General features: G+C 35.0%; 22 protein-coding genes. 8 read left to right on the forward strand and 14 right to left on the reverse strand.

Annotated elements, in window-relative coordinates:
- Nucleotides 1-185 precede the first annotated feature (185 nt).
- Nucleotides 186-2,966, reverse strand: coding sequence for an excinuclease ABC subunit UvrA (uvrA, locus tag ACXAGS_RS04870; RefSeq protein WP_474905025.1), 2,781 nt, complete (start codon nt 2,964-2,966; stop codon nt 186-188).
- A 252-nt stretch (nt 2,967-3,218) separates the two neighbouring features.
- Between uvrA and ACXAGS_RS04875 the strand changes: the two genes are divergently transcribed.
- Both ACXAGS_RS04875 and ACXAGS_RS04880 read left to right on the forward strand, forming a co-directional pair.
- A complete protein-coding gene (locus ACXAGS_RS04875; RefSeq protein WP_474905027.1) occupies nt 3,219-3,800 on the forward strand; it encodes an RNA polymerase sigma factor in 582 nt (193 codons plus the stop codon).
- Nucleotides 3,801-3,871: 71 nt separating this feature from the next.
- Nucleotides 3,872-4,015 (forward strand): hypothetical protein, encoded by a 144-nt coding sequence (locus tag ACXAGS_RS04880; RefSeq protein ID WP_010517167.1) that lies wholly within the window; start codon nt 3,872-3,874, stop codon nt 4,013-4,015.
- 29 nt (nt 4,016-4,044) lie between these two features.
- Here ACXAGS_RS04880 and ACXAGS_RS04885 read toward each other — a convergent pair whose 3' ends face one another.
- Nucleotides 4,045-4,713 carry an endonuclease III domain-containing protein gene (locus ACXAGS_RS04885; RefSeq protein ID WP_474905029.1) on the reverse strand — a complete coding sequence of 223 codons (669 nt, stop codon included), beginning with the start codon at nt 4,711-4,713 and terminating at the stop codon, nt 4,045-4,047.
- 44 nt (nt 4,714-4,757) lie between these two features.
- On the opposite strand from ACXAGS_RS04885, the gene bcp reads away from it, so the two are divergent.
- The gene (gene bcp / locus ACXAGS_RS04890) at nt 4,758-5,210 is read left to right on the forward strand and encodes a thioredoxin-dependent thiol peroxidase (RefSeq protein WP_474905031.1); all 453 of its coding nucleotides are present in this window, start codon (nt 4,758-4,760) and stop codon (nt 5,208-5,210) included.
- A 27-nt stretch (nt 5,211-5,237) separates the two neighbouring features.
- Here bcp and ACXAGS_RS04895 read toward each other — a convergent pair whose 3' ends face one another.
- Entirely contained in the window at nt 5,238-6,707 is a 1,470-nt protein-coding gene (locus ACXAGS_RS04895; RefSeq protein ID WP_474905033.1) for a nucleotidyl transferase family protein, read from the reverse strand.
- 75 nt (nt 6,708-6,782) lie between these two features.
- Between ACXAGS_RS04895 and ACXAGS_RS04900 the strand changes: the two genes are divergently transcribed.
- Together ACXAGS_RS04900 and ACXAGS_RS04905 are read left to right on the forward strand one after the other, a co-directional pair.
- A complete protein-coding gene (locus ACXAGS_RS04900; RefSeq protein WP_474905035.1) occupies nt 6,783-7,559 on the forward strand; it encodes an MBL fold metallo-hydrolase in 777 nt (258 codons plus the stop codon).
- 1 nt (nt 7,560) lies between these two features.
- Nucleotides 7,561-8,055, forward strand: coding sequence for a hydrolase (locus tag ACXAGS_RS04905; protein WP_474905037.1), 495 nt, complete (start codon nt 7,561-7,563; stop codon nt 8,053-8,055).
- On the opposite strand, the gene ACXAGS_RS04910 is transcribed toward ACXAGS_RS04905, so the two are convergent.
- The 5 genes from ACXAGS_RS04910 to ACXAGS_RS04930 are packed head-to-tail and all read right to left on the reverse strand — an operon-like array spanning nt 8,052 to nt 13,255.
- Nucleotides 8,052-8,714, reverse strand: a complete 663-nt coding sequence (locus ACXAGS_RS04910) for an alpha/beta hydrolase (RefSeq protein ID WP_474905039.1) — start codon at nt 8,712-8,714, stop codon at nt 8,052-8,054. The genes ACXAGS_RS04905 and ACXAGS_RS04910 overlap by 4 nt on opposite strands.
- Nucleotides 8,715-8,728: 14 nt before the next feature.
- A complete protein-coding gene (locus ACXAGS_RS04915) occupies nt 8,729-9,061 on the reverse strand; it encodes a hypothetical protein (protein WP_474905041.1) in 333 nt (110 codons plus the stop codon).
- A complete protein-coding gene (locus tag ACXAGS_RS04920; protein ID WP_474905043.1) occupies nt 9,061-10,314 on the reverse strand; it encodes a dihydroorotase in 1,254 nt (417 codons plus the stop codon). The genes ACXAGS_RS04915 and ACXAGS_RS04920 overlap by 1 nt, the downstream gene beginning before the upstream one ends.
- Nucleotides 10,311-12,224 carry a BatA domain-containing protein gene (locus ACXAGS_RS04925; RefSeq protein WP_474905045.1) on the reverse strand — a complete coding sequence of 638 codons (1,914 nt, stop codon included), beginning with the start codon at nt 12,222-12,224 and terminating at the stop codon, nt 10,311-10,313. Before ACXAGS_RS04925 ends, ACXAGS_RS04920 begins: the two co-directional genes overlap by 4 nt.
- Before the next feature lie 35 nt (nt 12,225-12,259).
- Nucleotides 12,260-13,255, reverse strand: a complete 996-nt coding sequence (locus tag ACXAGS_RS04930; protein WP_474905047.1) for a glycosyltransferase family 2 protein — start codon at nt 13,253-13,255, stop codon at nt 12,260-12,262.
- A gap of 80 nt (nt 13,256-13,335) precedes the next feature.
- On the opposite strand from ACXAGS_RS04930, the gene ACXAGS_RS04935 reads away from it, so the two are divergent.
- Together ACXAGS_RS04935 and ACXAGS_RS04940 are read left to right on the forward strand one after the other, a co-directional pair.
- Complete coding sequence (locus ACXAGS_RS04935) at nt 13,336-13,839, forward strand: hypothetical protein (protein ID WP_474905049.1); 504 nt, start codon at nt 13,336-13,338, stop codon at nt 13,837-13,839.
- 27 nt (nt 13,840-13,866) lie between these two features.
- On the forward strand, nt 13,867-14,076 hold the full coding sequence (locus tag ACXAGS_RS04940; protein ID WP_474905051.1) for a hypothetical protein: 210 nt from the start codon (nt 13,867-13,869) through the stop codon (nt 14,074-14,076).
- A 22-nt stretch (nt 14,077-14,098) separates the two neighbouring features.
- Here ACXAGS_RS04940 and ACXAGS_RS04945 read toward each other — a convergent pair whose 3' ends face one another.
- The 5 genes from ACXAGS_RS04945 to ACXAGS_RS04965 all read right to left on the reverse strand — a co-directional run bounded on the left by ACXAGS_RS04945 (nt 14,099) and on the right by ACXAGS_RS04965 (nt 18,405).
- The gene (locus tag ACXAGS_RS04945; protein WP_474905053.1) at nt 14,099-14,773 is read right to left on the reverse strand and encodes an SGNH/GDSL hydrolase family protein; all 675 of its coding nucleotides are present in this window, start codon (nt 14,771-14,773) and stop codon (nt 14,099-14,101) included.
- A 38-nt stretch (nt 14,774-14,811) separates the two neighbouring features.
- Nucleotides 14,812-15,816, reverse strand: a complete 1,005-nt coding sequence (locus ACXAGS_RS04950) for an LLM class flavin-dependent oxidoreductase (RefSeq protein ID WP_474905055.1) — start codon at nt 15,814-15,816, stop codon at nt 14,812-14,814.
- A 58-nt stretch (nt 15,817-15,874) separates the two neighbouring features.
- Nucleotides 15,875-16,144, reverse strand: coding sequence for a hypothetical protein (locus ACXAGS_RS04955; RefSeq protein WP_474905057.1), 270 nt, complete (start codon nt 16,142-16,144; stop codon nt 15,875-15,877).
- Between the two features lie 141 nt (nt 16,145-16,285).
- Nucleotides 16,286-16,918: a CatA-like O-acetyltransferase gene (locus ACXAGS_RS04960; protein WP_474905059.1), complete on the reverse strand. Its 633-nt coding sequence runs from the start codon at nt 16,916-16,918 to the stop codon at nt 16,286-16,288.
- Nucleotides 16,918-18,405: a S10 family peptidase gene (locus ACXAGS_RS04965; protein WP_474905061.1), complete on the reverse strand. Its 1,488-nt coding sequence runs from the start codon at nt 18,403-18,405 to the stop codon at nt 16,918-16,920. The genes ACXAGS_RS04960 and ACXAGS_RS04965 overlap by 1 nt, the downstream gene beginning before the upstream one ends.
- 105 nt (nt 18,406-18,510) lie before the next feature.
- On the opposite strand from ACXAGS_RS04965, the gene ACXAGS_RS04970 reads away from it, so the two are divergent.
- Complete coding sequence (locus ACXAGS_RS04970) at nt 18,511-19,647, forward strand: Gfo/Idh/MocA family protein (RefSeq protein ID WP_474905062.1); 1,137 nt, start codon at nt 18,511-18,513, stop codon at nt 19,645-19,647.
- A gap of 28 nt (nt 19,648-19,675) precedes the next feature.
- Here the strand turns inward: ACXAGS_RS04970 and ACXAGS_RS04975 are convergent, their stop codons facing one another.
- A complete protein-coding gene (locus ACXAGS_RS04975) occupies nt 19,676-21,487 on the reverse strand; it encodes a cytochrome-c peroxidase (protein WP_474905064.1) in 1,812 nt (603 codons plus the stop codon).
- Nucleotides 21,488-21,493: the final 6 nt, after the last annotated feature.

Genomic DNA, 21,493 nt, shown 5'->3' on the forward strand with positions numbered 1-21,493 from the left:
CTAAAACAAAACAAACAGCGTGCCAAAAACTAAATTTATTTTTAAATATATGAAAATCAATATGATACGTTGGCGTTGGTTTTAGTTAGCAACCTAATTTGTAAAACACAACATCAATTTAAATGAGCTTTTTTTGCTTTGTAAACATTTATGGAATACCCAAAAAGCGAAAAGAACCTTGAATTCTATATCTTATCTTTTAAATACTTAGCTGTAAAAGAAGCGTTGTTATTGACCACTTCTTCCGGTGTTCCTTCTGCTAGTAAATTACCACCGTTTTCACCTCCCTCTGGGCCTAAATCAATAAGATAATCGGCACACTTTATTAAGTCGATGTTATGCTCTATAACTATGATGGAGTGTCCTTTCTCAATAAGTTCGTTAAACGATTTGAGTAATTTTTTAATATCGTGAAAGTGAAGCCCTGTAGTTGGTTCGTCAAAAATGAAAAGCGCTTTATCTTTTGTATTGCCTTTAACCAAAAATGATGCTAATTTAATACGTTGGGCCTCACCACCAGATAGGGTAGAAGAGCTTTGCCCTAAGGTTACGTAACCTAGACCTACATCTTGTAATGGTTTTAGTTTTTGAACAATTTTTTTCTGCCCATGCGTTTCAAAATGTGCAACGGCATCATCTATTGTTAGATTTAAAATATCATTTATATTTTTTTCTTCAAACTTAACTTCTAGTACTTCTTTTTTAAACCGCTTACCTTCACAAACATCACAAACTAAATGCACGTCTGCCATAAACTGCATTTCTACGGTAATTTCTCCTTCTCCTTTGCATTTTTCGCACCTTCCGCCATCAACGTTAAACGAAAAATGCTTGGTTTTGTAGCCTCTAAGAACACTAAGTTTTTGAGCAGCGAATAGCGCCCTAATATCATCATAGGCTTTTATATAGGTTACAGGATTTGACCTAGAAGAACGCCCAATAGGGTTTTGATCAACAAATTCTACATGTTTTATTTGCGAGTACTTGCCTTTTAACTCAGAAAACTGACCAACCTTTTCACCATACCCACCAACTTCTTTTAACATGGAAGGATATAGTATTTTTTTTACCAATGTACTTTTACCACTTCCCGAAACCCCAGTTACAACAGTAAGCATGTTTAAGGGAAAGGTTACATCTATATTTTTAAGATTATTTTCTCTTGCGCCTATTATCTGTACATGGTTTTTAGAGGTTCTTCTCTCCTTGGGGACAGCTATCTCCAAGTCGCCATTAAGATATTTTGCGGTTAATGAATCTGCATTTAAAATTGCTTCAAAGGTTCCTGTTGCAACAACATTACCACCTAAAGTACCGGCTTCTGGTCCTATATCTATAATACTATCTGCAGCCTTCATGATATCTTCATCATGTTCTACCACAATTACCGTATTACCAAGGTCTCTTAATGACTTTAGAACTTCTATAAGATTTTCGGTATCCTTTGGATGTAGGCCAATACTGGGTTCGTCTAAAATGTACATAGAACCAACCAAGCTACTACCTAAACTAGTTGCTAGGTTAATTCGTTGGCTTTCGCCCCCAGAAAGGGTATTAGATTTACGGTTTAACGTTAAATAGCTTAAACCAACTTTATCCAAAAAGGATAATCTAGTAGTTATTTCTTTTAAAAGCCTTTTTGCAATAGCAGCATCATGCTCAGATAATTGTAAATCATCAAAAAACGGGATAAGATTTTTAATTGGTAATGCAATTAATTCTGAAATGGATTTCTCATTAACCTTCACATAATTTGCTTCTTCTCTAAGTCTTTTTCCATTACATACCGGGCACTTTGTTTTTCCGCGGTATCTAGATAGCATAACTCTATTCTGTATCTTATAGCTTTTTTCTTCTAATTGGTCAAAAAACTTATGCAACCCTATAAAGTGCTGATTACCATTCCAAACCAAATCTTTTTGCGCTTCGGTTAATTTAAACCATGGTTTGTGAATAGGAAAATCAAATTTGTATGCAGAATTTACCAATTGTTCTCGGTACCAGCCCATACTCTCGCCACGCCAAGGAAAAACAGCCTCTTCATAAATAGACAAAGCGGTATTGGGTATAACCAAATCAGGATCTATACCTATTATATCACCATATCCTTCACATTTAGGACAAGCCCCGTAGGGATTATTAAAACTGAATAAGTGTACATTTGGCTCTAAGAACTTCATCCCGTCCAAATCAAATTGATTACTGAATTGTGTTTCGCTATTGGTGTTTAAGTCCTCTATTATACAACTGCCTTTACCTTCAAAAAAAGCATTATCCACAGCATTGCCCAATCGGTTTAAAAAGTCTTCATCCTCTTTTTTTACCACAATACGATCAACAACCAGATAAAACGATTTACCAATATCTTCTGGAACTTGATCTATACGGTATACCTTATTATGGTATTTTACCCTTGCATAACCCTGTTTTGAAAATAAGGTCAACGATTTTAAAGCATCTCTGTCCTGGCTAATTTGAATGGGGGCAAGCAATAACATTTTAGTGCCTTCAGGGAAAGACTTTACATAGTCTACCACATCGGACACGGTTTCTTTTTTTACTTCGTTACCAGAAATAGGAGAAATAGTCTTACCTATACGTGCATATAAGAGTTTAAGGTAATCGTACACCTCTGTGGTAGTACCCACCGTAGATCTTGGATTGGTAGAGTTCACTTTTTGCTCAATTGCAATTGCGGGAGCAATACCTTTAATATAGTCTACCTTAGGTTTATCTAGTTTACCCAAAAATTGTCTGGCATAAGAAGAAAGACTTTCTACGTATCTTCTTTGGCCTTCTGCATACAAGGTGTCAAAAGCTAGACTAGATTTACCGGAACCTGATAATCCGGTAATAACTACTAGCTTATTTCTAGGAATTACTACATCAATATTTTTGAGGTTGTGCAGTTTGGCACCTTTAATGATTATATTTTGCTTAGGATTTACGTCTTTAATGAGGGTCATTTACCAGAAAATTAAAGAATAAAGATACGATTGAATGCAGTTTATACCAATATTGTTAACTTTGACATCACAAATACCGCAGATCACAACATAGTTTTTTCACAGGTATACCTAATATCTATATTTGAAGTGTAATTAAATCTCTGATAGGCCTATACAGTAAATAATTACTTTTTTATTTAATAACTAATAACAATAGACTTCCTAACTAGTTGTAGGACAGGACTGTTATAACCAAAAAAAGTAATTTGTATGGAACTGCAAATAGATGACTCGGTATTAGTAAAGAACTACATCCAAGGGGATGAAAAAGCCCTAGAAGTGCTAATTAACAGGCACAACCAAAAAATTTCCAGCTTTATTTATTCTAAAGTATTGGACAAAGACATTACAGAAGACATTTTCCAAGATACTTTTATTAAAGTAATTAAAACACTTAAACGAGGATCGTATAGTGAGGAAGGTAAATTTTTACCTTGGGTTATGCGTATAGCACACAACCTAATTATTGATCACTTTAGAAAAAACAAGAGAATGCCAAAATTTGAAGGAAGTGATGACTTCAACATCTTCTCTGTTATCCATGACGATAAGTTAAATGCTGAAAAGCAAATGATCAAAAATCAGATAGATAGTGATTTATCAATACTAATTGATGAGTTGCCAGATGATCAAAGAGAAGTTTTAATTATGCGTATCTATAAGGATATGAGTTTCAAGGAAATTTCTGAAAACACAGGTGTTAGCATAAATACGGCCTTAGGTAGAATGCGTTATGCTTTAATCAACTTAAGAAAGATAGTTGAACGCAACAATATCGTTTTAACGAATTAATCGGCATTAGAACGATACCAACAATAAATCCATTTTACTGGCGTTATTATTTAGAATTTAAACGCTAGAATATGGAAAAAATTTACTCTGAAGAACCTAAAGTTTGTAGAATTGCTAGCGCAAAACCAGAAACGGTTCAGTTTCTACTTGGGTTCTCTAAATCATTGAAAGTTATCAACTACGATAACATGCAGTTCGAAACGGTCTTAAATTAAGACGCAAACCATACAAATAAACAAAACCGCTATTTTTTAGCGGTTTTTTTTGTTTTTAAATAGGCGTTAATTACGGATTTTCTTCCTATTGTTTTGGTGATGATATCTTTATCTAAATTCCAGCCCCTTGCAGGAGAATATTCTCTTCCATACCAAATTATTTGTAAATGCAAGCGGTTCCAAATTTCTATTGGGAACAATCTTTTTGCATCTTTTTCTGTCTGTACCACATTTTTTCCATTGCTAAATCCCCATCTATACATTAATCTATGGATGTGTGTATCTACAGGGAAAGCAGGGATATCAAATGCTTGGGAAACTACAACGCTAGCCGTTTTATGCCCAACTGCAGGCAGTTCTTCCAATAATTCAATTTCTTGAGGAACCTCTCCTTTGTATTTATCAATTAAAATATGTGATAAGCCATGTATGCCTTTTGCCTTCATGGGAGATAAACCTACTGGCCGTATAATTTCTCGTATTTCTTCTACGGTTAATTTAACCATATCAAATGGGTTATCTGCAACTCTAAATAATATGGGAGTTATCTGATTTACCTTAACATCTGTACTTTGTGCAGATAATAATACCGCAATTAATAGGGTATAAGGATCTTTATGATCTAAGGGAATGGGAATTTTAGGGTATAAATTGTCTAGCGTTTTAATAGTAAAATCTACCTTCTCTGCTTTGGTCATTATTGTTTAATTTTGAAAGAAAATATTTTAAACAATACAAAGCTATGAAAACATTAGAGGTTGGAGATAAAGTTCCAGATTTTTCCGCAGTAGATCAGGATGGCAATACAGTGAAGTTATCTGATTACAGCGGAAAAAAATTAGTTGTTTTTTTCTATCCAAAAGCAAGTACACCAGGCTGTACGGCAGAAGCCTGTAATTTAAGGGATAACTATAAAGCCCTACAGGAACAAGGCTTTGAGCTTTTGGGAGTTAGTGCGGATTCCCAGAAAAGACAGGCTAATTTTAAGAATAAGTATGAATTTCCTTTTCCGCTATTGGCAGATGAGGACCATACGGTTATCAATGCTTTTGGTGTTTGGGGACCAAAAAAATTCATGGGTAGGGAATATGATGGTATACACCGAACTACATTTCTAATTAATGAAGAAGGTATTGTAGATGAGGTAATATCAAAAGTTAAAACAAAAGAGCATGCGGCTCAAATTTTGAAATAAAAAAAAGCGGCCTTAAAGCCGCTTTTTTTATTTATCAATTTTCTCTTTTTCTGGTAAGGTATTTTCTTTTCTAATGAATAAGTTTTCTTCCTTAATCATATCTGCCACACCTTCTGGGAGCATTTTTTCCCAACCTTCTTCTTTATTGATTATGCGCTTAAGAACATCTCTAGAAAATATGTGTAAAATTTCAGGATCGTAATCTATAATATCCATAACCTTACCGTTATACTTAAAGAATTTGTATAATTCTTTCATCCTAGGATGTACCCGTACATTATTGGAGGTAAGTATTTGTCCTGTTTCCGGGTCTTTCATTGGATACAGGTATACTTTTAAGTCTTTAAAGAATAATTTACCAAAAGCCTCAAGAATACCTCCACTTAAATGGCGATAGTATTTTTCATCAAAAACATCTACCAAATTGTTGACTCCCATCGTGAGTCCAATTTTATTCTTGGTATAGTTATTAAAGTATTCTACCAACTTATAGTATTCCTGAAATTTAGAAATCATAACCGTATGCCCCATAGAACACAACAGTTCTGCACGATCCATAAAATCTTGCTCGTCTATTTCTCCTGAAGCTTTTAGGTTAGACAAGGTAATTTCAAAAATAACAATGGTATTATCGTGGTCTACCGTGGGTTCCCTAATAAAAATATCGTGCGATTTATGGAACATATCCATATTAACCTTAGTAACCGGCCTAAAACTACCACGCAATGCTAAAATGTTCTTTTTGTATAAAACGGCTGCAGGTAATAGATTGTTTCCGTCTGGTCCAAACATTACAGCATCTGTCATGTCATTTTTAATAAGTTGCAAACTCATTAAACGATTGTCTACATGACTAAAACTTGGCCCCATGAAATTTATCATATCAATTTCAAGAGTATCCTTATCAATATGATCGTATAAATATTTTAGGATTTTCTTTGGCTTGTCAAATTTGTAGAAAGCACCATATATAAGATTTACACCCAAAATACCAAGGGTTTCTTGTTGTAGCCTAGCTTCATTTTGCTTAAAACGTACGTGTAGAATAATTTCATCAAACTCCTTTTGCTCAGGGTCTAATTGAAACCTTAGACCAATCCACCCGTGACCTTTGTAACGCTTAGAAAAATCTATGGTAGCCACTGTATTGGCGTAGGTAAAGAATAAGTAGTTTGGATTATCTTCCCTAGAAATACGTTCTTCTACCAATTCCATTTCATACGCCAACATTTTACGTAGCCTAGATTGGGTAACATATCTGCCATCTTCCTCAATACCATATATGGCATCACTAAAGGCCTTATCATAGGCGCTCATGGCCTTTGCAATGGTACCAGAGGCACCACCGGCCCTAAAAAAATGACGTGCGGTTTCTTGGCCCGCACCAATTTCTGCAAAGGTTCCGTAAATGTTGTTATTTAAGTTTATCCGTAAGGTTTTAGCCTTAATGGATGGTATATTTTCAAACTCGTATTCTTTATGCGGTGCAATGGGCATATCTAATAATTTGTTAGGCCAAAGTTAATAAGTTATATAAAGCTTTTAAATTTTTATGTTATAATTTTGAAATACATGAGCGATAGGTTGAAAGTCACATTTTTAGGAACTGGTACTTCTCAAGGTATTCCAATAATTGGGAGCAAACACCCAGTATGTTTGAGTAATGATCCTAAAGATAAACGCTTAAGAGTTTCTGTTCTTATATCTTGGAAAGAATTTAATTATGTAATTGATTGTGGTCCTGATTTTAGGCAACAAATGTTAAAACACCCTATTCCTAAATTAGACGGTGTTCTATTTACTCATGAACATTCTGATCACACAGCTGGCATAGACGATATACGTCCTTTCTTTTTTAGGCAGGGAGATATACCGGTATATGCGCACGAAAGGGTAATAGCCTCCTTAAAGCAGCGTTTTGATTATATTTTTGCAACAGAGAATAGATACCCAGGTGCACCTGCTGTTGGTATTAATTTGGTAAATAAGGACCAAACGTTTTTGTTGAACAATTTAAAAGTTACCCCAATAGAAGCCTTTCATAATCGCTTACCGGTTTTAGGGTATCGTTTTAAGGATTTTGCTTATTTAACAGACGTTAAAAAGGTGGAATCAAAAGAATGTGAGAAGTTGGATAACTTAGATGTTCTGGTTATCAATGCCCTGCGGATAGAACCGCATTATTCACATTTTAATTTAGAAGAAGCAATAGCTTTTGCACAAAAGATTGGCGCTAAAAAAACTTATTTTACCCACATAAGCCATTTATTAGGTTTTCATTCCGAAGTGGAGAAAGAACTACCAGAAAATGTACATTTGGCCTACGATAATTTAACTATAGAAATCTAGTATGAAAAAGAATCTATTTCTTTATTTATTTGTTTTTGCCAGTTTAATTGCCCTTTATGCCTTGGTTACCGGTAATAAAAAATCTACCGCAAATGATAAGAAGATAAATGAGTTGTTGGCAACAGTAACGCAATTAGAAGATTCTTTACAAGCCGCACGGATAAAACAAGCAGATTTGCAATACTTTTCTTTGGATAATAACGATGATGCATTGGCTTTTTACGACCATTTGGGTCTAGAAAACCCTACGCGATATGTTGAGGATAAATTATTGGAAACAAATGAACAGAAAGGCGACAATCCGCTAATACCATATGAGGGTATGAATAGCGATTTTAAATTAAATAAGATTAAAGTACTAAACCACAAGTGGATTGTTACTGACTTTAGTGACGGTAAATATTGGGGAGACTTAATTATTAAATACCAAATAAACGATGACCGTAGCGTAGATTTTACCCTTATGGATCATTTGCTTTATAGCAGAAGTAATTAAGACTTACGTTCTAACCAAGCTTTAAAATCGTAAAAATTTTGTGGTGCAACCCCATGACCTACAGGATATTCACTGTATTCGTGGTCTATCCCCAACTTGTCTAATAATTCTGGAGCTTTTTGAGCCCATTCTACGGGTATTACCTGATCTACACTACCATGGGATGCATATATACTTAATTGCGAAAAATTATTGTTCTCGTAGTTTTCATTTAAAATAGCCTCGTTAATATAGCCACTTAGGGCTATTACCCGTTTAATCTTTTTTGGGTATGATAGCGCTAAGGCATAACTAAGTATACAGCCTTGGCTAAAACCAATTAAGGTAACCGCTTCATGATCTAAATTGTAGCTTTCACATGCTTCATCTATAAAATCTAATATTTTATCCATTGAAGTTTTAGCCTGTTCATCATCGCTCCATTTTCCGTGCTCTGCATCAAAATTAATAGCGTACCACGCATAACCAAAAGGTTCTAAACTATAAGGTGCCCTAACAGAAATTATAAATTGGTCTTCTGGCAATTCTGGCGCAAAAGAAAATAAGTCTTCTTCATTACTTCCATATCCGTGCAATAAAAAAATTACGGCCGGTTTGTCCGCTTTTTTTATGCTATTTGGTCTAATTAAGTGGTCTAAGGATAAAGATTGGCTAATCATGGTATTGGGGGAATTTAATTAATAAATGTGAACCATTTTTGAAAATAGGCACCTAATAGGGGCAGCTCTTTTTCTTTTTCGTTGAGTACTTGTACAAAGCCAAAAATCCACATGGCCATATAAAACATATATAGAATCGTAGAAATAGAAGCCACGGCAATACCAGAAAAGGTTGCTACAATTGCCATTGCATGGAATAATAAATGTATTCCAAAAGCCTGCCTTATGTGAAAACGTGCAAAACTATTTTTGGGTTCTAAATTCATGGTAATGGCTATTAAACAGCCTACTATAGTTATGTAGGATACAATAGCAGTAGTTTTACCGTTTTTTATGTCGTTTTTCATTAGTTCTTAATGTACTTATTGTTATTGATAGTACAGTACACAGTGCCCTTAATTTTTGTATTTAAAAAAGCAGTGTTTTTAGAAGCAGACCAAATTTTTTCAGAATTAAAAACATGTTCTCCGTCGGGATTAAATAGTGTTAAATTTGCCTTGCTTCCTTCTTTCCATGTAGGTTCTTCAATGCCATAAATAGAACGTCCTTTGGTAAGCAAGCTAATGGCCGTTTCCATTCCCATGACCTTGTTTAAAATTCCAAAACCAGATTCTAGGCCAATACTTCCATATTCAGCGTTGTCAAACTCCACCTTCTTTTGTTCAACATCTATTGGAGTGTGATCGGTGGTGACTAAATCAATGGTACCATTTTCTAGTGCTTTTTGCAACGCATGAGAGTCTTTTTTAGTACGTAAGGGAGGCATCACTTTAAAATTGGTCTCAAACTCAGTTAAACTTTCATCTGTTAGAATTAAATTATGAATAGCAACACTACAACTTACATTTAATCCTTTCTTTTTGGCAGCGGCTATCAATTTTACGGAGCCAGCGGTTGAAATTGTAGGTATATGTAATTTACCTCCAGTATATTCCAATAAAAATAAATCTCTAGAAACCTGTAATTCTTCTGCCAATGCAGGAATACCTTTTAACCCTAGTGTTGTACTTACTTTTCCTTCATTAACTATACCTTTTCCTTTAATTTTTAAATCCATGGGAAAAGAATAGATTAATCCATCAAAATTCTGTGCATATTGCAAACCTATTTTTAGCAGGTTTGCATTGGCAATGGCTTTCTTATAATCATAAAATGCCACGGCACCTGCATTTTTCATATCGTACAATTCTGCTAAATCAATTCCTTTTGCATCTATGGTAAAATTACCTAAGGGGTGTAAGTTTGTAAGTTTTTGGCTAGCACGGTCTTTTAGGAATATGATGGTGCTATTAGAGTTGGGGCTAGGTTTTGTGTTAGGATTAAGTACTATATCCGTAAAACCGCTTTTGGCCGCAACATCTAAACCATGAACTATTGTTTCACGTTCTTCATAACCCGGTTCGCCAAAGCACACACTAGAATCAAACCATCCAAGGCTAACATGCAGATTTTTGTAATTAATGTTTTCTACAGTGGTTTTGTCAATTTTAGAAGCAATAGAAGCTATTTTGCCGTCTTTTATTAGAATATCTCTTTTTTTAAGGTGGAATTCTGGTTTTTCTGGCGCCACAATCTTGGCCGATTTTAGCAGTACGTTCATGATAGATATTTTTGTATAACCACCTCTAAAAGCAAAAATAGTAAGGCAAAAATAACAAACCATTTCCAATAGGCAGTGCTATTATTAGCGGCTTTTAAAGCTGTAAATAAGTTTTCAATAGAGTCTAAAACCTTAAAATTGGTATATGTTTCTGTAGCACTATATTTTAGACTACTTTCTGCACGATCATAATTAAAACTAACAGTGCCGGTAGACTCTTTATCTACGAGCAATGTATATATACCATCATTTTTAGGTGCGTCTTTAAAATTGAGTAAGTTGTATTTGGCAAAAGATTGTTGTAATGGTATAATTTCATTTTCACCCTTACTTAATTTTATAATTGTATTGCCATTAGTTTGGTTTACAGCTAGATTATTGTTTTTACCTACTGTAAAATACAATTGCTGGTTAGGAAAACTAAAGAAACCAATATTGAAAAATGTGGGAACTATTAGTGGAGAATTGATAAAGTTACTGTTCTTAATATCTAAACTAGCGGTAAACAAATAGAGTCTATTAACAACTTGTAAAAATGGTTTTTCATTATCTAAAGCCAAAGCCGTACCAGAGTAGTTACTAAGGTTATAATAACTTTCTACGCTTGGAAAATCAAAATTGGCCACCTCTTTTTCAAATACATTTTTGAATAATGGGTGGTTAAATTGAATGTTGCTAATTTTTTGGCCACTCAAAATGTTTTCTCCGTAAGAAATACGTTCTAATGGCAACAGTAAATTATTGTATTGTTCCGTGGGTATTTTTACTGGCGGTATTACAATGAGCGAACCACCATTTTTATAAAAACCTGTTAATGAGGTGATTAAATTAGCAGGTATATTATTTAAATTATTTAAAATTATGGTATGCTGTTCATCAATAAGGCTATAATTTAAATCTGTGGCCGTAAATCCTTTAAAATCAAACGTATCTTCTGTGTAGATTCGTTTTAAAAAGTCATCACTACCATCAGAAATAGCCAGCACCTTTATTTTGGAAGTTGCATCTTTTGTGAAATAGAAATGATTGTCGTAAGGCAAATAATTGTCTACCAAAACAGCATGCGCATTCAATTCTTTTTTATTGGGTAAGTCTACCGTTATTTTTGATGTAAGCTCGCTAGTACCAACAGCGGCCAGTTTACTGATTAAAGTATCATTTTGATAAATAGAAAGCGGTAGTTGCTCTCCTTCTGGAATTCCGTTAAATTCTAGGGTATATCTATTAGGGTTACCTTTATCTTCTATATATACCGAGTCTATACTAGCATTTTTCTGTACAGATGGTTTTAAAGGCACTAAATAAGTAGAAACCCTAGGTAAAGGGTTATTGTCCCAATTTAAAACCTGCTGAAAATCAGATATAACAATAAATTGTTTTTCCGTTGTGTTGGACTTGCTAAAGAGCGAGTTTGCTTTAAGTTGAATTTGCTCTTTATTGAGTTGGTTAGCACTAGCCTTAACATTTAATAGTCGATTGGTAAGACTGGAAAGTTTACTGTTTTGGTACGTTAGCGTATTTGTAAATATGGATAGTTCTTCATCTCTATCTGCATGCTGTAAAACTTCTTGTATTGCTTTTTGTAATAAAGGAACACCATCGTTGGTTGCCTCCATGCTAAAAGAATCATCAATATAAATTACCGTTTCTTTTTCTTTTAAGGCCAAAGAATTTGCGGTAAAAGGTTGTGCAAATGCAAGTATAATACAGCTAAGGATGGCTAGCCTGCATAAAAGCAGCAACCATTTTTTTAAAGTATTGCTCTTACGGGATTCAGAAAAAACCTTTTGTAGCATTACCACATTGGTAAAGGCGGTTTTCTTAAATTTTCTAAGTTGAAATAAATGAATGAGGATTGGAATAATCAGTAGAAGTAGCGCCCAAAGAATTTCAGGATGTTTAAACTGCATTCCGTGTTTTAATTTTCAAAGATACGCTTTTGGTCTTAGCAGAAAAAGAAATAATCTAATGCTTGTCTTTGTCCTTGTTTGTCTAAAAAGTGTCTAATTTCTATTTGCGCTTTTTCATTGGCAACGGTAATAATGCTTTGTGGGTTCTGTAGACTTTTTAAACCGGAATAATGCTGTAGGGTAGTTCCATAAATGTTCTTTCCTATTTTATTAGGATTATCGCATACCCAAGTAAATGGTACTTGTTTTTTAGTCAACTTTTTTGCAATTGTTTTTCCTTTAAAACCTGCTCCCCATACAACCAAGGGTCTGTTTAAAGAATATTCTAGTTTTAAGAAATAGTGTAGTTTAATATCTAAAAAATAGTTTTGTGCATAATGCTCGTGGGTTCTAGAGGTTCGCGTACCATAATCCCTCCAATGGTGTAGAATTTCATCACATGGAATTATTTTAAGACCTCTAGCGTAAAATCTAAAGGTTAGATCATAATCTTCAGGATATCTTAGAGGGTTAAATCCGTTACAAGCTTCAAAATCTGTTTTATAGACCATCCAACAAGGTGAGGGTATAACACATTCTTTATAAATTTCTTCATAATTAGTGCCTTGTGCTGTAAGTTGATTTAGCCATGCTTCATATTTAGCATACCCATCACTAATACCTTCTTCAGAAAAATACTTTACTTGGCCAACAGCTACATGGCCTTTCCCCGTATTTCTTAGTGCATTTACCATTGTACTAAGCCTGTTTGTAGTCATAATGTCATCAGAATCCATCCGGGTAATAAATTTGCCAGTTGCTTTATCGTATCCCGTTTGTAAAGCAGGAATAATTCCTTCGCCCTTATTTTTTAAATAATGGATATTGGTGTGCTTATTGGCTAGGTCCTTTACCAACACGGTGCTTTTATCCGTAGAATTATCATCTATTGCCAAAACTTCCCAATTTTTAAAATCCTGATTTATAATAGAATTTAGGCAATCCGCTATATAGTTTTCTGTGTTTTTAAAGGGTATTATAATACTAACCATTAGGGTTAAATATACCGCTTATCGAAATTATATAGAAAAATGTAGATTTATTCCTGTTTTTGTGGTGCAAAACCAACACCATGCATCAAAAACAACCAAAGATTAACTTCTTTATAGTATTAACTTTTGTTTTACTTACTTCTTGTGAAAAGGAGGTAGACAACAGCTCTGACAATGCATCTACACAGTCTAAAACTACTTTATCTGCCATAGATTTAAAGCAACTTTTAATAGAGGAAGATAGTCTTCTAGAACAAGGAGAATCTAGCAAAATAATGGAAATTACTGGCATGGATGTCGTAAAAACCAACCCTAAAAAAGTATTTGCCCATTATATGCCATGGTTTCAAAGCAAACCAATTGATGGGTACTGGGGCAAATATTGGACAATGGCCAATAAAAACCCAGATTCAATAGATGCTAGCGGTAAACGTGAGATTGCTTCCCATTTTTATCCCTTAATTGGTCCGTATTCATCAATTGATCCAGATTTACAGGAATATCATTTTTTGATGATGAAATTGGCAGGAATTGATGGAGTAATTTTTGATTGGTACGGAAGCCGAGATTTCTATGACTATTAAATTATAAAAGAAGCAACCGAATCTTTTATGTGGCGCTTAGAAGATTTAGGGCTGGATTTTTCAGTAATGTATGAAGATAGAACAGCCGTACAGGCGGTAGAATTGGGTTTTGCACCTAATAAAATAGAGGCGGCAAAGCAGGATTTTAAGTACATAAAAGACACCTATTTTACCAGTCCACGATATATGAAATGGCATAACAAACCAAACGAGCTAAACAAGTATTGCAAGCCGTAAGGTTGTTTTACGCTAATAATGATTAAAGCTGTTTATTTAAACAGGCAGCAACCATTTTTTCTAGTTCTTTATAGCCCTCTTCTGTAAGATGTACCTCGTCATACGAGTGCTTTTTTGGTAAACCGTTGCGTTCATCTGCCAAAGATGTAAAATAATCTAAATAAACCGCCCCAGTTTGGGTACACATATCTTTAAGGAGTGTATTTAATTTAGGAATCTTAATATTAGGTTGTAAACCAGGTCGCCACGGATAGTCGTAAGCAGGTAAAACAGAGCATACTATTGGCAGTATGTCATTGGCTTGTGCCAACTCTACCATAGATAAAATATTATCTCTAATTTGTTCCAAGGTCATTGGTCCTGTATTACCAGCAATGTCATTAGTGCCAGCTAATATCACAACAGCTTTAGGTTTTAAAGAGATTACGTCCTGTCTAAACCGCAAGAGCATTTGTGGGGTAGTTTGCCCACTAATACCTCTATTTGCGTAGTTATTAGTTGTAAAAAAATCTGGATTTACATTTGCCCAACCTTCTGTAATAGAGTTTCCCATAAACACTACAGATGCTTTTTTTACCTTAGTATTGGCCTCCTTGTACTTTGTTAGATTAGGCCAATCTTGTTCTTGTGCCGTACTGTTTTTTGAAAATCCTAAAAACGATAACATAATAAGCGCTATAATTTTGGTCAATTTCATAACTGGTGCAGTTTCAGCCCAAAAGATAAAACAAAATATTAGACCAATACCAAATCGTCTAGAACTTTAGCTGCCAGCGTATAAGATTTTTTGCGCGCCTCGTGTTCAAATATATTGGTAGTGATAATTAGCTCTTTAATTCTTGTCTTTTCTACAAATGCAGCTAATTGTTCGTGTATAGTTTCAATAGAACCAATGAAGGTATAGTGCATCATATTTTTTATAATCATTTCTTGTTCTAAAGACCATATACCGTCCATGCTTGTTACAGGCGGGGGTAAAGGTTTTCTAACGTTTGTGATAATACCCATAGCAAATTGATAAAAACTAGTTGCTAAATATCGGGCTTCTTGGTCCGTATCTGCGGCAATAACATTAACGCAGGCCATAGGGTAGGGCGTAGCCAAGGCTTTACTGGGTTTAAATTGTGTATGGTACTTTTCAAAGGCTTGGTGTAAGTGTGTAGGTGCAAAATGACTGGCAAAAGCGTAGGGCAATCCAAATTTTGCCGCCAATTCTGCACTAAAGGTGCTAGAGCCTAATAAAAAGATAGGAATGTTGGCACCCTCTCCCGGTAAGGCTCTTACCAATGAATTCCAATTATCTTCTGATAAAAACTGCTGTAATTCCAAAACTTCTTTTGGAAAATCTTGTACACTTTCTTGAATACCTCGTCTCAGGGCATGTGCAGTTGCTTGGTCTGTTCCCGGAGCCCTGCCCAAACCAAGATCAACACGGTTTGGATACAAAGCCGCTAGGGTACCAAATTGTTCGGCAACCACTAACGGGGCATGGTTGGGTAACATGATACCACCAGAACCAATACGTATACGTTTGGTGCCTTGCAATAAATGGCTTAAAATTACTACCGTGGCAGAACTGGCTAAACTGGGTGTATTATGGTGTTCCGAAACCCAGAACCTTTCATAGCCTAATTTTTCTACATGCTTGGCTAAATCTAAACTCTTATCAATAGCTTGGGCAGTATCGTCACCTGCTGCAATAGGTACTAAATCTAAAACTGAATATTTTAATGGCTCCATACAATTACGCTTCTTCATGTGCAGTTCAATGGTACGTAAAATGACGGTATGACTTACATTATTTAAGATAGATTAACACGAATAAAAACCCAATAGCAACTATAACCAAGGGAAGCAAAATTGTAAAGCTATTCCAGAATACCTCCCGTTTTTTATTTTGGGCTATTAAAGATTGAATATCCACTTTTCTAGTTGTATTCTTTAAATTGAATTCAAGTTTTGTTGCTTTATTCTTTTTGCCAAAAACGTCCTTATAATCTTTGTGCGGTCTTTTTCCTAACTGATTTAAATTGAATTTAACACTACGTGCTGCGCTTGAAAATCCCATGATTGTTTGTTTTTATGATTGATGTAGAAAGGCTTTATAGCTCTTAAAAAACGAAATAAGTATATTCCACGATTGATACTTATACGTAGCTTTAAAACCTAAAACGTTACATAAAAACTAGAATAAACAGCAAATGTCTGATTATAATTTAAAATTAAGCGCGTTTTCTTCAAGATTATTAAAATACATTCCCATATGCCTACCATCTACCAGTGCGTGGTGTGCTTGTACGCTAACAGGCATAAGTATTTCCTTATTTTCCTCATAAATCTTACCCCAAGAAATTCTAGGAACAGAATCATGTGGATGGTAATTCATAGCATGTTGCATACTGGTAAACTTGACCCAAGGTATGGCAGACATAAATAAATAATTATCCATACCCGCTTCGTCTTCAAAAGACGGATTGGTACGCATTAATTCTTGAATTCTTGAGGCTTCAGCTAAAAAAGCTTCATAATCTGGCAAATAATCTACAGTACAAAAGCTAAAAACATCTGCTTGGTCCGTAGGTACGGTAAAAGAAGGCCTAGCCATTTCATGTTCAATCACTTCTTCTCCACGAATACGCCACCTAAACTCTTTAATATCGTTGGCAGTTTTGGATAAAAGGTAGACTAAACTATTGTTAAGTGGCTTATTATAATTTTTTATTGTTTTATAGAAGTTGGTAATAATAACGTTTGCCGTAAGCTGAAAGTGAGGATGACTCATGCCATTGAAAAAAGCAAAATGCTTTTTTCGATGGGCAGAATCAAATTTTATTTTTTTCATTAATATTTGGCGCTTTTACCGTTTGTAGTTGTTTTTAAAATAAAGGCCCTAATATCATCATTTGCCTTTTTTAAGTCTTCTTTTCTTAAATACATCATATGACCAGATCTGTATCCTTTAAACTCAAAACGGTCTTTCATTCTACCACTTGGGTCTACCTGCCACATGGTATATTTAGCATTAAAATAGGTGGTAGCACCATCATAATAACCAGATTGGATCAAAACATTTAAATATGGGTTTTGTGCCATAGCTTGTCTTAAATTATCTCTGGTATTATCATTTTCATTATTCCAAGGGTGCACAGGACCAAACATATTATATTTTACATCGGTCTTAAAATTTAGCTCTTCTTGTAGATAATAATTAATTGCAGGGGTAAAACTGTGTAACCAAGAGGTAATTTCAGAATTGTAATCAGGGCTGTCTCCAAAGCCTTGCTTATCAATACCCAAATAACGGCTATCTAATCTGCCAACCGTGAACCCTCCTTTGTCTTTTAGAAGATTCTTCCAGAAGAATCGTGTAGGTACGTCTAAATTATGATCTAAAATATCCTGCTTTTTTAAACCAGAATATTCTGCCATTTTTGTTGCGATTGTATTTTTTTCTGTTTCCCCAATAAATCCGCCTTTTGCAATTGCCGGTATTAATTCATTTACAGTAAAATCTTCTACCGTAGGTAAAACATCCAATAAGTCTTTAGATTGTAGGGAAGATGGCAAGGCTTTATGATGCCAAGCAGCGGCAGTATAATAAGGTAAATTTAATGCAGAAGAAACAGGCCCACCTACACGGATTACTTTATAATCTGCAGGTGAAACCATGATTACCCCATTTAGATACATCCATTGTTGGTTTTGTAACGCTAATGAAAGACCCATGACACGGGTACCTCCATAACTTTCTCCAATGATATATTTTGGTGAACGCCAACGATTATTACGGGTAACAAAGGTGTTCATCCATTCCGCTAGGTACTTAATATCGGCATTGATACCAAAAAACTGCTCGCGGTCCACTTCTTTGCCATTTTCTGGAATAGTTCTAGAATAACCCGTATTTACAGGGTTTATGTAAACAATGTCTGTTACATCTAGTACGGAATAGGGATTCTCTTTTACACCATACGGTTGCACGGGGTAACCTTCATCATCTATTTTTAAAATTCTAGGTCCTGTATAGGCTAGGTGCATCCATACCGATCCTGATCCTGGGCCACCATTAAAAGAAAATAAAAGAGGCCTATTTTCTCTATTTTTTATACCATTTTTGGTGTAGTAGGTATAATGTACAGCCGCAATTGGTTTACCATTGTTGTCCCAAACAGGTTGTGTACCTGTTACTGCTGTGTAATTTAATGTGTTTCCGTTAATTGTAACACTGTGTTGTGTGGTTACAGTAGTATCTACCGGTATGGTTCTTTGAGCTATACCATACATTACGGTAAAACCTGTAATTAAGGTAAGTAATAAAGTCTTATTCATTTTAGGTCTATTTAGTTAGTCCTAAAAATAAGGAATTTTTAATGGCGAGTAATTGGGTTTAGGCTGGGGTATTTTTATATATTTAAAGAAAACAACTAAAGACTTATGAATAAGCTAACTAGACGCGATTTTACAACCAAAATTACTAAGGGAACTGGGGCTGCCATGGTAGCCGTTAGTTTGCCAATGGGTATTAATGCCGCATGCACCTCAGACAAAAAACTAGGTATTGCCCTTGTTGGTTTGGGTAGTTACAGCACCTACCAATTGGCTCCAGCTTTGCAAGATACCAAGAATTGTTATTTAGCTGGAATTGTTACGGGCACCCCCTCTAAAGAAATTAGTTGGGCCAAAAAATATAATCTTCCGGAGCGTAGTATTTATAATTATGAGAATTTTGATACGATTAAAGACAACAAGGATATAGATATAGTTTACGTGGTACTGCCCAACGCTATGCATGCAGACTTTTGTGTACGTGCCGCCAAAGCTGGTAAGCACGTTATTTGTGAGAAGCCTATGGCAATGAACGTAGCTGAATGTGAGCAGATAATAAATGCTTGTAAGAAAGCAAACGTAAAATTAGGCATGGGTTATAGATTACATTCAGAACCTTATACCCAACAGGTTAAAGAATTTGTAAAAAAGAAAACTTACGGTAATATAACCTTTGTTTCTGCAGAGGCGGCTTACCGTTCTACTGGTAACCCTGACCAATGGCGATTAAACAAAGAATTATCTGGAGGCGGAGCCTTGGTTAATATGGGGGTTTATGCCATACAAAGTGCAATTTACGGTACCGGTGAAAACCCTATCTCTGTAGCGGCGCAGGAGTTTTCTACCCGGCCAGAGTATTTTAAAGATACCGATGAAACCATAACCGCACAATTAAATTTTCCTAGTGGGGCAGTAGCTAACATTACCACCTCGCATAATTTTAGTGCAAATAGTATGTATGTAGCTGGCACCAATGGCTGGTTTAAATTGCAACCTGCTAACAATTATGGTCCCTTGAGCGGTAGTACTTCTGATGGTAAAACTTTAGATTTTCCACATGAAAGTCAACAAAAATTACAAATGGACGATTTTGCCGCTCATATTTTATATGGTACTACCAATTTAGCCCCAGGCGAAATGGGTAAAAGAGATATGATAATTGTTAGTGCAATTTATGGGTCTATTGCTAAAGGAGGCAAAACAATATCCTTGGATATACCAAAAGATTACGGTTTTGCAGAATAATGTAAAGCCCCAATTTGGGGCTTTTATTTTAAAAATTGCTATCAGTCAAAGACTCCATAAAATCTACTAATGCCTGTTGTTCTTCTGCTGATAGTTGCAACGGGTCTGGCGGTAAAGTCTGTAAGGGTAAATCTATACCAATACCAGCACCGCCACCACGATTGTAAAAATCTACCACTTGTTCTAATTCCGAATACACACCATTATGCATATAAGGAGCAGTTAATGCAGCATTTCTTACAGTAGGTGTTTTAAAAAAGTACTTGCGTTCCGCTGTACCAAATAAATGAAAGCCGCCTAAATCTGCATCTACAACTGCATTTATAGTATCATTTTTAGTGGGTACGCCTAAAAGTTCTACTTCTGTTTCGTTAAATGCAGGTGGAATGGTGCCATTAAATACCGGAGGAAAATGGCATGTTGCACATTTTCCTTTCCCCATAAAGATGTTGAAACCTAGTTTTTCACTTTTAGTAAGCGTATTTTCCAATCCATTTATATTTTGGTCGAATTTCGAATTAAAAGGTGACAGACTGCGTATGTATTCTGCCATGGCATTACGAATGGTAAAATCGGTGACGTTACCTTTGTAAATACTATCAAATAGTGATTTATACTGGTTGTTTTCTTTCACTTTTTTCAATAGAAAATCCAAATCCGCATGAAATTCGTTAGCATTCTCTACCACAGATACAATTTGCCCTTCTAAACTACCGGCCCTAGTATCATAAAAGAATTTTTGCTGTAAAGCTGCGTAGGTTAGGGTAGGGGCATTTCTTTTTTGTCCTTTAGAAACCTTTAAACCGTCTGTAAACGCCTTGTCTTTATGGTGGCAGGTAGCACAGCTCATGTTCCCTTTTTTAGACAAATTAGGGTCATTAAACAATAATTGACCTAATTGTACAACGGCATTACCAGTTTTTGGGTTTTTTAAATCCGTAAAGTGTTTGGTATTAAAAGCGTTATTGGAAAAAACTGAAGTAGCATCATTGTTAATAGCCATAGTAAATGGAAATTTTACCTGCCAATCTGCTACTGTTTTATTAAAAAGGGTAAGTTGTTTGTTGGTGTGGTTTTTTATAAAATTAAACCGGTCAAAAGCGATAAATTCTCCTTTACTCAACAATCCAATGGTTTGGTTTATTTCACTTAGCCATGCATCGTATAAGGCTTTATCTTGGAATTTTGATTGGGCAGCAACTAAAATGTTTTTTAAGGTTAGATAAACCGTTGCACTTTCTGAAAGGGAAGCTTCTAAAACGGGAGAATCGTAACCTGTAATTCCTGTTAATGCTACACGCAATAATGCATCCCGAAGCATCCATAGGATGTGATGGTCTTTTAAATACGATAAATCTGTATTCTTTTCTAATAGTTTAAGCCGTTGGGTAATTAAATTTGCTGCTCCATGAATGGTTTGTATATCCAAATCATCAGCATAAATGCTTTCTTCTAAAGTTTGGAAACTTTTAGGGTCATTAATGCGAATATTGGTTAAATCTTCCTCTTCAATCTTTAAAATATTTGGAGCATTTAAAAAGGTATAATTGCTTACATCTTGAAATGCTAAAACCGGTTCTACTGCTTTAAAAAGGGTACGTGCTTCAAGATAATAACGTTCTAGCTCTTGTCTATTTTGGGTACGTTGTATACTATCTACATAAGCAGCACAATTAAGCAGGTTTTCCTTATAATTTTGGGCAATAAGCGTATTTAAAGAGGCTTTATCCGCATTATTTGCTTCGCCTTTTTCTGTGTTTTTACAGGAAATAGACAAAATAGCAAAGAGGCCTATGCAAGCATAAGCCCCTTTGGTAATAGTTTTAAAATAGTATATCATAACTAA

Source organism: Croceivirga sp. ABH4_376 (genome assembly GCF_056160685.1).